Source organism: Fodinicurvata fenggangensis DSM 21160, from assembly GCF_000686045.1.
Taxonomy (GTDB): domain Bacteria; phylum Pseudomonadota; class Alphaproteobacteria; order Kiloniellales; family DSM-21159; genus Fodinicurvata; species Fodinicurvata fenggangensis.
The window spans coordinates 318591-333051 of record NZ_JMLV01000002.1; the positions used below are offsets into that span (position 1 = coordinate 318591).

Sequence of the window (14461 nt, forward strand, 5' to 3'; positions counted from 1 at the left end):
GAACCTTAGAAAGCACAGCACAGGGTGGTGTTCAACGCGGTTCGTACCCGTCCCCCTCATCGGGAGAGTCGTCATCATCACTTTCTTCCACGGGATGTTCGACGGGAATTTCACGCGTCTTGGCGTGATCCGCATCCCCCTTCTTGCCGACACTCTCCTGTTCTTTTTGGCTGGTAATGGGAACCGGTTTCACGGCCTCACTGGCCTCGCTGTGCACCACGTGTGCAGGCGGAGCCAGGCCATCCTTGTTCTGACCAAAGAACAGGGTCGTGTGGGGGAAGGGTATCTCGATACCCCGTTCGTCGAAGACACGCTTGATCCGCCGGTTGAACTCACGCCGGATTCCCCATTGCATCAAGGGCTTGGTCTTGAAGCGGCCGCGGACAATCACAGCCGAGTCATCGAAGCGGTCCAGGCCGAACACCTCGAACTCGCCCACGATATTGCTGGCGAAGGGCTCGTCCTCTCGCATGCCGGCGGCGACCTCCTCCATGATTTCCATGACCTGGTCCACGTCTTCACGATAGGCGACACCCAGATCAATCAGGGAGTAGGCGTATTCCTTGCTGTAGTTCTGGATTGTCGAGACCTGGCTGAAAGGCAGCGTGTGCACATTGCCTTCCAGGTCGCGCAACTGGATCGTCCGGATGGTCAGCTTCTCGACCGTGCCCGTGTGTGTGCCCAGGGTCACCACGTCGCCGACGCCCATGCTGTCCTCAAGAAGGATGAAGACACCGGTGATGATATCTTGCACCAGGGTCTGGGCCCCGAAACCGACAGCCAGTCCGATGACACCGGCGCCGGCCAGCAGTGGTGCGATGTTGAGGCCCAGCTCGGCCAAAACGATCAGGGCCACCATGACAACCAGAACAATACGCAAGGCATTGCGCATCAGTGGCAGCAGTGTCTGGATACGCTGGCTGTTCTCGCTCTCAGCCTGTCGCCTGAGCTGTTTCTCGGCCACGACCGAAAAGATCTCCCAGACCACAAGGGCAACAGCGAGGATCAGGAGGATCGACATGATCGTTCCGAGCAGGCCGCTTCCCGCGTCCGTCGCGAGCCAGACAAATGGCTCTGCCCCCCAGACCTGAAGCAGTACAAGCAGGGTGATGATGGCGATGAAGCTGTTCAGGATTCGATGGAAGACGGGCAGGTAGCGATTTGCCCGTATCTGCAGCAGCGGATAGCTTTCCGTAAGTCCTGAATTCAGTTGAAAACTTTTGTCCACCAGCTTGCTGATCAACTGGCTGACAAGCCGGGCGGCCACCAGCACGACCAGGGACAGGGCCGTGGCGCGTGCCAGATAGAGGAAGCCCCCTGGCACCTCCAGTGTCCAGACAATGAAGACTGTCAGCAGGTAGATGACCGCCAGCACATGCCAGACGTCCGCCAGACGCGCACGTACACCGGACAGGCGTCCACCTTCTTCGGGCTTGCCGCGCAAGCGTACGGCCACGGGCTGACGCACCTGCAGAATCAAGACAATGCCCAGTGCAGTGACCACAAGACCCAGCAGGGTCAGCAGCAGTTCATAGGCTGCCGGGTCCAATCCCAGAAGCAACAGGGCGTCGAGTATGAAGTAGCCATAGACAGCCGGCACCGTCATGCGGCGCAGCCAGAGATAGCCGTAGGCCGCGCTTTCGTCATTGAGCGGCAGGATACGCAGTCCCGAGACGCCAGGCGAAAGCACCATCCGGCCACCGGCCGCGATCACGCGCGAGACCACGTTGGCATTGATGAGCGCCAGCGCCACAAGGCGTGTGAGATCCCGGGGTTCGCTTACAAGCAGTACGCCATAGGCGACAGCCGCAAAGACCGCAATGGGCAGGATGTCCAGGATCGTGCGCAAAAGCAGATAGAGCACACGGACCAGGAGGGAGTCTCCAGCGCGGTCGCCCAGGATGCGTTGCGGACGGGACAGCAGGCGTTTGACCAGGAATTCAGCAGCAAGGCCCGCGACAAAGACCAGCACCAACTTGCCGACGATCTCGAGAAAACGGTTAAGAGCCTCCCGCTCCTGAAGCTCTTCGGCCGCCGTGGCGACCTCCTGGGGCAAGCCCGACAGGGCCGAGCCCGCGTCGACAAGCTGTTCCGAAAGACCGGCAAAAGACTCCGACACCGCACCGAGCAGCTGGGCTCCCAGCCCACCTTGTTCACCTTCGCTATCCCCCTCGCCGGATCCATCCGGCTGCGCAGCGCCTGAGGTGCTCTCTCCAGAGGAGTCTGCTTCTTCCGAGCCTGCCGGCGCCGCCTGCATCAGCGCTTGAAGCTGCCGGATCAGCTTTTCCCGCTCCTCCGGGCTCTCCAGCGTTTGGACCAGTTCACGCAGATCCTGTTCGCTTACCTCCTGTGAAGCCGTCCCCTCGCTTCCATTCGGCGCACCTTCAGCACTGCTGGAGGCTGCTTCGTTGCTTGTGGTTGACTGGGCTGCAACCGGCAGGGCGGTGCTCAGGGCAAGCAGGCACGCCAGAAGCAGGGCACCTGCCAGAGAGGAGGGAGAGAGGTGTTTCCAGGCATTTTTCATCGTGCTCAAACTGTCGTCCCCTGCCGTACGGTCAAGTCAGTCGGGTGTGGTTGCCCCTTTTTTGGCCGCCTACAATCAACTATGAACAGCGTGGATCGCAAGAGGCTGTGGAAATACGGTGACAGAAAAGCTCAAGTCCCCACTGGTGCGCTATCGCCGGTTGGTCGAGAAGGAAGAGATAGCCGCCGACCCTGCTCAGGAAGAAGCAGCACGTCGGCTGGATGCCCTGCACGACAGCCTGAAGGACTATCGCCCACCTCGGCGCAAGCGGGGCCTGAAATCCATCCTTGGACTGGCCTGCAATGCCCCCACACCCCCTAAGGGGCTCTACCTTGCCGGCGGTGTGGGCCGGGGGAAGTCCATGCTGATGGATCTGTTCTTTGAGACCGCCCCGGTCAGTCGCAAACGGCGGGTGCACTTTCACGCGTTCATGGCGGAGATCCATGACCGGCTGCACGCCCGCCGGCAGGGGGCCAATGCCGAGAAGCGCGACCCCCTGCCTGAAGTTGCCAGGGAGGTGGCCGAAGACGCCTGGCTGCTCTGCTTCGATGAGCTGGTGGTGGAGAACATCGCCGATGCCATGATCCTGGGCCGGTTGTTCGAAACCCTGTTCCAGGAAGGCTGCGTTGTGGTGACAACCTCGAACTTTGCCCCGGATCGCCTTTATGAGGGGGGGCTGCAACGAGAGCGCTTCCTGCCCTTCATCGACCTGCTCAAGCACCGCCTCGAAATCTATGACCTGGGCGCGGGCCGCGACTATCGCCTCGACCGCCTGCAGGAACAGCCCGTCTACTACAGCCCGCTGACGACCGAGAACCGAAAGGCTCTGGACCAGGTCTTTTCCGACCTGACGGACGGAGTTGAGGCTCAGCCCGAAAGCCTGACGGTCAAGGGGCGAGAGGTCAAAGTGGCCGCCGCTGGGCATGGCGTCGCGCGCCTGTCCTTCCGCGACCTCTGCGAACGCCCGCTGGGCGCGGGCGATTACCTGGCCCTGGCCGAACGCTATCACACGGTCGTACTGTCCGGCGTGCCCTGCATGGAGTCCGACCAGCGCAATGCAGCGCGGCGCTTCATGCACCTGGTGGACGCACTCTACGAGAACTCCGTTGTCCTGTTCATGACGGCAGACGGTCCACCGGAAGACCTCTATCCAGAAGGCGACGGGACCTTCGAATTTGCCCGAACAGTCAGCCGCCTGCAGGAAATGCAATCCCGGGATTACATTGAACAGGCCCGCAGCCGACGCGCGCGGGAACACATTGACACAACGCCGGGTCAGAGCGATTTCGATGCACGTCAGGAGGAAGTTGTCTAACATTCAGCCAATGACATAGGCTGCGGCAACTTGGCCGTTTCATTGACTTGCCTCCTGCAGCGCACTAAACCATTTCTGATGTGTCGTCAGGTTCGGGACGGCCACCAGGAACGAGGGGAATAGCATGTCTGCCGACCATCGCCCGCTTTCACCACACCTACAGGTTTACAAGCCGCAGCTCACCTCGGTGATGTCCATCCTGCACCGTATCACGGGTGTTGCGCTGGCTGTCGGCACATTGCTGCTGATCTACTGGCTGGCTGCGGCCGCCGGAGGTCCGGAGCGCTACGCGGCCGCCCAGGGCTTCATGGCCTCGCCAATCGGCCTGCTTCTCCTGTTCGGCTGGACCCTGGCCTTCTTCTATCATCTCAGCAACGGCATCCGGCATCTGTTCTGGGACGCCGGCTACGGATTCGAGCTGCCGACGGTCTACAAGTCGGGCTGGGCCGCGCTGATCGCCGCGGCCGTATTGACGATCCTGAGCTGGGCCATTGGCCTGGCGGTGATGTAAGGAGGCGATGAAATGAATTTGCGCACGCCCCTGTCCCGTGTCCGACATCTCGGTTCGGCCAAGGACGGGACCCATCACTGGTGGGCCCAGCGGATGACGGCCCTGGCGCTGATTCCGCTCAGCATCTGGTTCATCGCCTCCGTGCTGTCCATGATCGGAGAGAGTCACCAGAACTTCGCGCTCTGGGCCGGAGGGCCCTTCACCGCTTCGTTGTTGATACTGCTCATCCTGGCCACCTTCTATCACGCCTGGCTGGGCCTTCAGGTGGTGATCGAAGATTACGTGCATGCCACAGGCGTGAAATTCGCGCTCTTGCTCCTGGTCAAGGCAGCCTGCATCCTGCTGGCCACCATAGGCGTGATTTCAGTCCTGGTCCTGTTGTTCCAATAACGCAAAGAAATCAAAGGCGAGATACGATGCCAGAGGCATACACCAAAATCGACCACACCTACGACGTGGTGGTGGTTGGCGCCGGCGGTGCCGGCCTGCGCGCCACTCTGGAACTGGCTCGCGCCGGGCTGAAAACAGCCTGCATTTCCAAGGTCTTTCCCACACGCAGTCATACCGTGGCCGCCCAGGGTGGCATCTCGGCGGCCTTGGGGAACATGGGCGAGGATGACTGGCGCTGGCACATGTACGATACCGTCAAGGGCTCGGACTGGCTGGGTGACCAGGATGCCATCGAGTACATGACGAAAGAGGCCATTCCGGCCATCATCGAGCTGGAGCACTACGGCGTGCCCTTCAGCCGGACCGACGCCGGCAAGATCTATCAGCGGCCCTTTGGCGGTATGACCACGGACTACGGCAAGGGAACGGCCCAGCGCACCTGTGCCGCCGCCGACCGCACGGGGCACGCCATCTTGCACACCCTTTACCAGCAGTCCCTGCGCAACCACGCAGAGTTCTTCATCGAGTACTTCGCACTCGACCTGATCATGGAGGACGGCGAGTGCCGGGGCGTCGTCGCCTGGAACCTGGATGACGGCACCATCCACCGCTTCCGCGCGCACCGTGTGATCCTGGCCACCGGCGGCTATGGCCGTGTCTACTTCTCCTGCACCTCTGCCCACACCTGTACGGGCGACGGCAACGCCATGGTCCTGCGCGCCGGCCTGCCGCTGCAGGACATGGAGTTCGTGCAGTTCCACCCCACCGGCATCTATGGCGCCGGCTGTCTGATCACCGAGGGCGCGCGCGGCGAAGGTGGCTATCTGACCAATGCCGAGGGCGAGCGTTTCATGGAACGCTATGCCCCCTCGGCCAAGGACCTGGCCAGCCGCGACGTGGTCAGCCGCTCCATGACCATGGAGATCAACGAAGGCCGCGGCGTCGGTACGAACAAGGACCACATCCACCTGCACCTGGAGCACCTGGACCCCGAGGTCCTGAACCAGCGCCTGCCGGGCATTTCGGAATCGGCCCAGATCTTTGCCGGTGTGGATGTCACCAAGGAGCCGATCCCGGTCCTGCCCACCTGTCACTACAACATGGGCGGCATTCCAACGAACTATCACGGTGAGGTCCTGACGGTGAAGGATGGCGACCCCGACAGCGTGGTCCCGGGCCTCATGGCCATCGGCGAAGCCGCCTGCGTCTCCGTCCACGGGGCCAACCGCCTGGGCTCGAACTCTTTGCTCGACCTCGTGGTCTTCGGACGTTCCGCCGGCAAGCGCTGTGCGGAAACGCTGGCCCCGGGCGAAAGTCACCGCCCCTTGCCGGCCGATGCCGACGAAATGTCACTTTCGCGTCTGGATCACTTCCGCAACGCCAAGGGCGATACGCCAACCGCGGCACATCGCCTGGACATGCAGAAGGTCATGCAGAGCCATGCCGCCGTCTTCCGCACCGGGGAAACCCTGGGCGATGGCAGCAGCAAGCTGAAGGATGTCTGGGCCCGGCGTCAGGATATCTCTGTTTCCGACCGCTCCATGATCTGGAACTCGGATCTGATGGAAACCCTGGAATACGACAACCTGATCTACCAGGCCGTCGCCACGATGGAATCGGCCGCGGCCCGCGAGGAAAGCCGTGGCGCGCATGCTCGCGAGGATTTCCCCGACCGCGACGACGAGAAATGGATGAAGCATTCGGTGGTCTGGGTCGATGACAAGGGCAAGGCAACATTGGACTCCCGTCCCGTGCACATGCAGCCGATGACCAACGACGTACAGACCTTCCCGCCGAAGGCGCGCGTCTACTAAACTCCGTTCAACGAGAATTAATCAGGCAGACGATCGATGGTTGCTCTAACGCTCCCCACCAACTCCCGGATCAAGGATGGCAAGGCCTGGTCCGCCGCCAGCGACAGCTCGAAGAACGTCAAGCGGTTCAAGGTCTATCGCTGGAACCCCGACGATGGGGGCAATCCCAAGATGGACACCTACGAAGTCGATCTGGACAGCTGCGGACCAATGGTCCTGGACGCCCTGATCAAGATCAAGAACGAGATCGACCCCACGCTGACCTTCCGCCGCTCCTGCCGTGAAGGTGTTTGCGGGTCCTGCGCCATGAACATCGATGGCACGAACACGCTGGCCTGCACCATGAACCTGGATGAGGTCGAGGGGGACGTGAAGGTCTATCCCCTCCCGCATATGCCGGTGGTCAAGGACCTGATCCCTGACCTGAACCATGCCTATGCCCAGCTGGAATCCATCGAGCCCTGGCTGAAGACCTCCACGCCGGCGCCGGAACGCGAGCGCCTCCAGACCCCCGAAGACCGGGAGAAGCTGGACGGCCTCTGGGAATGCATACTCTGCTTCTGCTGTACGACGTCCTGCCCCAGCTACTGGTGGAACGGCGATCGCTACCTGGGCCCCGCCATCCTGCTGCAGGCCTATCGCTGGATCGCAGACACGCGCGATGAATACACCGGCGAGCGTCTGGATCAGCTGGAAGATCCCTTCCGGCTCTACCGCTGCCACACCATCATGAACTGCACGCGCACCTGTCCCAAGCATCTCAATCCGGCCAAGGCCATTGCCGAGATCAAGAAGCTGATGGTGGAGCGCAAGAGCTAGAAGTCGGTCCGGAACGGCTGCCGCGTCACTTCAGAGGGATCTCGCCTTCCACCACATGGGGTTCATCGAGGCCGTCGAGCGTCAGAACCATGCGCGCCTTGATCGGACCTTCGCCGATCTTGCCTGATTCCAGGCCTTCGCGGACCGTCTCCTCGATCACCTTCTGTGAGGTGACCCCGACGCGCTTGAGAAACTTGCGCAGTTCCATGTTGAAGGCATCTTCGTCCATCATGCTTTCGCCCTTTCTTGCAAAAAGCGTTCGGCTGGCCGGCAAAAGGTTATGGGCCTGCCGTTCCGCTTGTGATATGTCCCGGTCATCATGAAACATTACCTTGATTTCGAAAAGTCTGTTGCCGAACTCGAAAACAAGATTGAGGAGTTGCGACACCTCACCAGCGATAGCGATATCAATATCGCCGAGGAGGTCACGCATCTGCAGAACAAGGCCGAGCGAGAGCTGAACAGTATCTACAGCAAGCTTTCGCCCTGGCAGAAGTGCCAGGTGGCACGCCACCCCGAGCGCCCGCATGTGCGTGAATATATCTCGGCCCTGGTCGAGGATTTCACCCCGCTGGCCGGGGATCGGCTCTATGGCGAGGACCAGGCCGTGGTTGGCGGCCTGGGACGCTTCCAGGGACGCAGTTGCGTTCTTGTCGGCCAGGAAAAGGGCCATGACACCAGCAGCCGTGTTGCCCACAACTTCGGCATGGCGCGTCCCGAAGGCTACCGCAAGGCCCAACGCCTGATGAACATGGCCGAGCGCTTCAGGCTGCCTTTCATAACCCTGGTGGATACGCCCGGCGCTTATCCCGGTGTTGGCGCCGAGGAACGCGGCCAGGCCGAGGCCATTGCACGCTGCATGGAAATCTCCCTGGGGCTTTCCGTTCCGGTAGTCTGCGTGGTTATCGGGGAAGGCGGTTCAGGCGGGGCAATCGCGTTGGCCACCGGCGACCGCATCCTGATGCTGGAACATTCGATATATTCCGTGATCTCCCCTGAAGGCTGTGCCTCGATCCTCTGGCGCTCCTCAGACCAGTCGCGCGACGCGGCCGAGGCATTGCGTCTGACCGCTCAGGATCTGGACAAGCTGGGCGTGATCGACCGCCTGATCCGCGAGCCCATCGGCGGCGCCCACCGTGCCCGCACGGAAACCATCCGCGCCGTGGGCCAAGCCATTTCCGATTGCCTGAAGGACCTGAGCGACAAGGATCCGGACAGCCTGCGCAAGGAACGGCGCGAGAAGTTTCTTGCCATGGGGCAAAAGGGTCTGTCCTGACAGGCGCGTCCCACTCCTGAGAATCCTCGAGAACGAGCCCGGTCCAGAGGGCGGAGATGACCGCCGGACTCCATTCGGTTCAGGTCAGCTTGCCGTGACAGTGCTTGTACTTCTTGCCGGATCCACAGGGGCACGGCGAATTTCGGCCTGTCTTGCTCCAGGTCGAAGGATCGTTGGGATCCATCTCTGCCGCAGCCGCTCCAGCCACGCCGCCTGAAGCGGCTGCTGTTCCGCCCGCGGCGGCTGCCGTGGAGCCACTCGCGCCCGCCTGCTGGGCAAAGGCCGGATCCTCGCGGCTCTCCTTCATCTGTTGCGGGGTGCGCTGAGGCATCAGAGATTCCGGCTCCTGCACGCGAATCGAGACGTGACAGAGCAGCAGAGTGACTTCCTCGCGCACCTTGGCCAGCATGCTTTCGAACAGATTGAAGGCCTCGGCCTTGTATTCATTCAGCGGATTGCGTTGGGCATAGGCACGCAGACCGATGCTGTGACGCATGTGATCCAGCGCCAGCAGATGTTCCTTCCACATCTTGTCCAGGGTGCTGAGCAGGATCTGCTTTTCCGCCGAGCGCATGAGTTCGGCGCCGAAGGCCTCTTCCTTGTCCTGCATCTTCTGCTCGATGGCCTGGCGAATGCGTTCCAGAATCTCCTGGTCGGCAATGCCCTCTTCCTTTGACCAGTCGTGGACCGGCAGATCCAGGCCGAACAGGCGCAGGCACTCCTCGTGCAGCGAGTCGATTTCCCACTGCTCGGCATAGGCCTTTGGCGGAATGCAGCGCGATACCAGGCTGGAGGTCACTTCATCGCGCATGCCCAGGACCGTGTCGTGGACGTCCTCGGCGCGCATCATGTCCTTGCGCTGCTCGAAGATGACCTTGCGCTGGTCGTTCATCACGTCGTCGAAACGCAACAGGTTCTTGCGGATTTCGTAGTTGCGCGCCTCGACCTTTTCCTGCGCCTTCTCCAGCGCCCGGTTGACCCAGGGGTGCTTGATCGCCTCACCTTCCTGCAGACCGAGACGCTTCAACATACTGTCCATGCGCTCGGACCCGAAGATGCGCATCAGGTCGTCTTCCAGGGACAGGAAGAACTTGGAGCCACCGGGATCGCCCTGTCGCCCGGAGCGGCCGCGCAACTGGTTGTCGATGCGCCGGCTCTCGTGGCGTTCGGTTCCCAGCACGAAGAGCCCACCGCCTTCCAGGGCCTTGGCGCGCTTGGTCTCGATGTCCTTGCGGATTTCTTCGGTCTTGGCCACGCGCGCAGCCTCGTCCTCAAGGATCATGGCTTCCTGCTGGATGCGCATGTCAACGTTGCCACCCAGCTGGATGTCGGTCCCGCGTCCAGCCATGTTGGTGGCAATGGTCACGGCGCCGGGCGAACCCGCCTGGGCGATGATATAGGCTTCCTGCTCGTGATAGCGGGCATTGAGCACCTGATGCGCGATCTTGCGTTTTGTCAGCATGCTCGAGAGAAGCTCGGACTTGTCGATGGACACCGTGCCCACCAGGACCGGCTGTCCCCGCTTCTGACAGGTGTCGATCTGCTCTATGATCGCGGTATACTTCTCGTCCGTCGACCGGTAGACCTCATCGTCATAGTCGATGCGCTGAACCGGGACGTTGGTCGGAATCTCGACCACCTCCAGGCTGTAGATTTCACCGAATTCGCCGGCCTCTGTGACCGCCGTCCCGGTCATGCCGGCCAGCTTGGGATAGAGGCGGAAGAAATTCTGGAAGGTGATCGAGGCCAGGGTCTGGTTCTCGTTCTGGATGGTCACACCTTCCTTGGCTTCCAGGGCCTGGTGCAAGCCATCGGAATAGCGGCGGCCTTCCATCATGCGGCCGGTAAACTCGTCGATGATGATGACCTTGTCATCCTTGACGATGTAGTCCGTATCCCGGCTAAAAAGCGTGTGGGCGCGCAACGCCTGGGTGATGTGGTGCAGGACGGCGACATTCTGGATGTCGTAGAGTGAGCCGTCCTCGATCAGACCCTCGGCCAGGAGCAACTCCTCGACATATTCGGTTCCCTCGTCCGTCAGCGTGACCGAGCGTGCTTTCTCGTCCTTCTCGTAATGCTCCTCGGTCACCTTCGGCATGACCTTGTCGACTGCGCGATACATATCCGAGGAATCCTCGGCCGGCCCGGAGATGATGAGCGGCGTGCGGGATTCGTCGATCAGGATCGAGTCCACCTCGTCGACAATGGCGTAGTTGAATTCCCGCTGGACCATGTCTTCCAGACGGTACTTCATATTGTCGCGCAGGTAGTCGAAGCCGAGCTCGTTGTTGGTGGCGTAGGTTACGTCACAGGCATACTGCTGACGCCGTTCCTCGTCGGGCAGACCCGGCACGATGCAGCCAACGTTCAGGCCCAGGAAGCGATAGATCTCGCCCATCCACTCGGAATCACGGCGGGCCAGGTAATCGTTCACCGTCACCACATGCACGCCCTTGCCGGACAGGGCATTGAGATAGACCGCCAGGGTCGCGACCAGCGTCTTGCCTTCACCGGTCTTCATCTCGGAGATCATGCCCTTGTGCAGGACCATGCCGCCGATCAGCTGCACATCGAAATGACGTTGGTTCAGGGTCCGTTTGGCCGCTTCACGCACGGTGGCAAAGGCCTCGACCATCAGGTCGTCCAGCGTTTCACCCTTGTCCAGGCGCTCACGGAACTGGAAGGTCCGCGCACGCAGAGCTTCGTCGTCAAGCTTCTCGAGCTCGGGCTCCAGCGCATTGATCGCTTCGACGTCGCGGCGCAGGGACTTTATGTATCGGTCATTGGCAGACCCGAAGAGGCGCTTGGCAATCGCGCTCAGCATGAAACCCTCGGTGTCGGAGGAACGTATAGAAGCGCAGGAACCCATACGGGCTGCGCGATAAGTCTGACAGATATGACCCCTATTGCATTCTGTCAACGCGTGAGCGACCGGCGGGGGCCAAAAAGCCGCGGCCTTGACCCCGGCTGCAACGGACACCACCACAAGGGCTTCACTTGTGATTTCGCGCACCATCTGCATATTTGCCCAAGCGGCCGGATCATTTTTCGCCGGTCTACAAATGTAACGGAGGTTTTATGTCATTCCAGATTCCTGCCCTGTCTTTAGCCCATGTCGAGCCCCCTCGTGCTTCGCGGCGGCTCCTGTCAGCGCTGACCCTGGCCGCGTTCCTGTCGGCCGGCACCGCGCTGCTCCCCGGAGGCACAGTCCAGGTGCAGGCCCAGGACAATGCTGCCGAACAGTCCGGCCAGGCGGAAGGCGCCGGCTTCGATCCGGATCGCGTTCTGGCGACGGTCAATGGCAAGGATGTCACCATGGCCGATGTCATCGCCACGGCCCAGGACCTGCCTCAGCAGTATCAGTCTCAACTCTCCAGTCTGTTTCCGGCCCTGGTTGAACGGCTGATCGACTTCAAGCTTCTGGAGGAAGCCGGCCGCGAGGAAGGCCTGGCTGACAACGAACAGGTTCGGGAAGCGGTCGAACGCGCCGAAAGCGAAGCCATCGGTCAGATCTATCTGCAGCAGGCGATAGACGAAGCGGCCACCGACGAACGCCTGCAGGACGCCTATACGCAGTACAAGGCCGATTTCGAGGCCAAGAAGGAAGTGCAGGCACGGCACATCCTGGTCGAGGAAAAGGAACAGGCCGAAGAGCTGATTGCCGAACTGGATGCAGGTGCGGACTTCGCCGCTCTGGCGGACGAGCACTCCATGGATGAAGGCACCGAAGGCGGCGATCTTGGCTACTTCACCCAGGACCGCATGGTGGAACCCTTCGCTGACGCGGCCTTCGAGATGGAGTCGGGTAGCTACAGCAAGGAACCTGTGGAGACCGAATTCGGCTGGCACGTGATCAAGGTCGAGGACAGCCGGATGACCGAGCCGCCTGAGATGAGCGAGGTTCGCGGAGAACTGGAACAGCAGATTGCCTCCGAGGCCATCGAGGAAATTCTCGCCGACTTGCGGGCCGATGCCGATATCGAAATGAAGGGCACCGCACCGCAGTCGGTTCCAGAGGACGCGCTGGAGGAAGAGGATCTGCCCGAAACCGGAACCTCCAACCAGTAACCGCTTCGTTCAACCCAAACCCAGAGAGACTGCCGGACATGCCTGAGTTGTCGCCGTTGGCCCCCGATTCCTTTCCCCTTCTGCCGCCCGTCGAGGGCGTGGAACTGGCCACGGCGGCAACCGGCTTGCGCTACAAGAAACGCGACGACGCCCTGCTGATGCGTTTTGCGCCCGGCACGACCGTGGCCGGGGTCCTGACCCGCTCACAGACGGCAGGGGCCCCGGTTCTCTGGTGCCGCGAAGCCCTGGCCGGTGGCCGGGTGCAGGCCATTCTGGTCAACTCCGGAAACGCCAATGCCTTTACCGGCCGCGCCGGTATTGCGTCGGTCGAGCGCTGCGTCTCGTCCACGGCCAATGTGCTGGACTGCTCGAACCGGGAAGTATTCGTGGCTTCAACGGGCGTGATTGGCGAACCCCTTCCGGATAACAAGCTGACCGACAGTCTGCCGGAGCTGCTGGACAGCTTGAGCCAGGACAGATGGGAAGCCGCGGCGCGGGCCATAATGACGACCGACACTTTTCCCAAGGGGGCGACCCGGACCACGGACATCGATGGCAAGACCGTGACCCTGAACGGCATTGCCAAGGGCTCGGGCATGATCGCGCCCGACATGGCGACCATGCTGGCTTTCGTGGCCACGGACGCCGACCTTTCCGCCGATGTCCTGCAACAGCTGCTGACCCGTGCCAACAACCGTTCATTCAATTCCATAACGGTGGACGGGGACACCTCGACAAGCGACACACTGCTTCTGGCTGCCACAGGCAAGGCCGGGAATACCCCAATCCGCAGCATCACGGACCCTCGCCTGCGCCGCTTTTCGCGGGCGCTCGAGGAGCTGCTGATTGATCTTGCCCAACAGGTGGTGAAGGACGGCGAAGGCGCCAGCAAGTTCATCACCGTCGAGGTCACAGGGGCCACCAGTGCGCGCTCGGCCCGCCGCATGGGCCTGGCCATCGCCAATTCCCCCCTGGTGAAGACGGCCATTGCCGGGGAAGATGCGAACTGGGGACGGATCGTGATGGCCGTGGGCAAGTCCGGGGAGCGGGCCGACCGTGACCGTCTGGCGATCTCGATCGGTGGTGTGGAGATTGCCCAGGACGGCCAGCGCGTCGAGGATTATGACGAAACGCCGATCGCCGAACACATGAAAGGTCAGGACATCCTGATCCAGGTGGATGCCGGTGTGGGACGCGGTCGCGCGCGGGTCTGGACCTGCGATCTGACCCACGGCTACATCGACATCAATGCCGATTATCGGAGCTGAATGATGCCGCCGGCTGAAAGCGGGTGCTGGCAGGCCGGCGAACGCATGGCCCAGAACGCTGGGTCCACAAACCTGCTGCTGGTTGCTGCCGCGGCCCTTGTGGATATCGATGGCCGCGTCCTTCTGACTCAACGTCCGGAGGGCAAGGAGATGGCAGGCCTCTGGGAATTTCCCGGCGGAAAGGTGCATGTCGGGGAAACGCCTGAAGCCGCGCTGATCCGGGAACTCAGGGAAGAGTTGGGTATCGACACCCGGCAGAGCTGTCTGGCAGCTCTTGCCTTTGCCTCACACGCCTATGAGTCCTTTCATCTCCTGATGCCGCTTTTCGCCTGTCGCGTCTGGCAAGGCAATCCGCAGGGACTGGAAGGCCAGGCCCTGGCCTGGGTCAAGCCAGTCCGAATGATGGATTATCCCATGCCACCTGCCGACCAGCCACTGGTCGCCCTGTTGCGGGATTTCCTCTGAAACCAATCGGT

General features: G+C 61.7%; 12 protein-coding genes. 9 read left to right on the plus strand and 3 right to left on the minus strand.

The window, feature by feature from the left end:
* Positions 1–31: 31 nt before the first annotated feature.
* Positions 32–2524, minus strand: a complete 2493-nt coding sequence (locus BP38_RS19035; RefSeq protein WP_051608976.1) for a mechanosensitive ion channel family protein — start codon at positions 2522–2524, stop codon at positions 32–34.
* A gap of 118 nt (positions 2525–2642) precedes the next feature.
* On the opposite strand from BP38_RS19035, the gene zapE reads away from it, so the two are divergent.
* From zapE to BP38_RS0104705, 5 genes are all read left to right on the plus strand, one after another.
* Positions 2643–3839, plus strand: a complete 1197-nt coding sequence (gene zapE, locus BP38_RS19040; RefSeq protein ID WP_169737829.1) for a cell division protein ZapE — start codon at positions 2643–2645, stop codon at positions 3837–3839.
* A 124-nt stretch (positions 3840–3963) separates the two neighbouring features.
* Entirely contained in the window at positions 3964–4350 is a 387-nt protein-coding gene (sdhC, locus tag BP38_RS0104690; RefSeq protein WP_026986786.1) for a succinate dehydrogenase, cytochrome b556 subunit, read from the plus strand.
* Between the two features lie 12 nt (positions 4351–4362).
* A complete protein-coding gene (sdhD, locus tag BP38_RS0104695) occupies positions 4363–4740 on the plus strand; it encodes a succinate dehydrogenase, hydrophobic membrane anchor protein (protein ID WP_026986787.1) in 378 nt (125 codons plus the stop codon).
* Between the two features lie 26 nt (positions 4741–4766).
* The gene (gene sdhA / locus BP38_RS0104700; RefSeq protein ID WP_026986788.1) at positions 4767–6554 is read left to right on the plus strand and encodes a succinate dehydrogenase flavoprotein subunit; all 1788 of its coding nucleotides are present in this window, start codon (positions 4767–4769) and stop codon (positions 6552–6554) included.
* Between the two features lie 36 nt (positions 6555–6590).
* Positions 6591–7373 carry a succinate dehydrogenase iron-sulfur subunit gene (locus BP38_RS0104705; protein WP_026986789.1) on the plus strand — a complete coding sequence of 261 codons (783 nt, stop codon included), beginning with the start codon at positions 6591–6593 and terminating at the stop codon, positions 7371–7373.
* A 25-nt stretch (positions 7374–7398) separates the two neighbouring features.
* Here BP38_RS0104705 and BP38_RS0104710 read toward each other — a convergent pair whose 3' ends face one another.
* Positions 7399–7605 (minus strand): DUF6494 family protein, encoded by a 207-nt coding sequence (locus BP38_RS0104710; protein ID WP_322098939.1) that lies wholly within the window; start codon positions 7603–7605, stop codon positions 7399–7401.
* 87 nt (positions 7606–7692) lie between these two features.
* Between BP38_RS0104710 and BP38_RS0104715 the strand changes: the two genes are divergently transcribed.
* Entirely contained in the window at positions 7693–8649 is a 957-nt protein-coding gene (locus BP38_RS0104715; protein ID WP_026986791.1) for an acetyl-CoA carboxylase carboxyltransferase subunit alpha, read from the plus strand.
* A gap of 79 nt (positions 8650–8728) precedes the next feature.
* Here BP38_RS0104715 and secA read toward each other — a convergent pair whose 3' ends face one another.
* The gene (gene secA / locus BP38_RS0104720; protein ID WP_026986792.1) at positions 8729–11473 is read right to left on the minus strand and encodes a preprotein translocase subunit SecA; all 2745 of its coding nucleotides are present in this window, start codon (positions 11471–11473) and stop codon (positions 8729–8731) included.
* Between the two features lie 254 nt (positions 11474–11727).
* Between secA and BP38_RS19045 the strand changes: the two genes are divergently transcribed.
* From BP38_RS19045 to BP38_RS0104735, 3 genes are read left to right on the plus strand one after another with little or no spacing between them, the layout of a single operon-like run.
* A complete protein-coding gene (locus BP38_RS19045) occupies positions 11728–12717 on the plus strand; it encodes a peptidylprolyl isomerase (protein ID WP_051608977.1) in 990 nt (329 codons plus the stop codon).
* A gap of 38 nt (positions 12718–12755) precedes the next feature.
* The gene (gene argJ / locus BP38_RS0104730) at positions 12756–13985 is read left to right on the plus strand and encodes a bifunctional glutamate N-acetyltransferase/amino-acid acetyltransferase ArgJ (protein ID WP_026986793.1); all 1230 of its coding nucleotides are present in this window, start codon (positions 12756–12758) and stop codon (positions 13983–13985) included.
* Positions 13986–14450 (plus strand): (deoxy)nucleoside triphosphate pyrophosphohydrolase, encoded by a 465-nt coding sequence (locus BP38_RS0104735; protein WP_081816454.1) that lies wholly within the window; start codon positions 13986–13988, stop codon positions 14448–14450.
* Positions 14451–14461 lie beyond the last annotated feature (11 nt).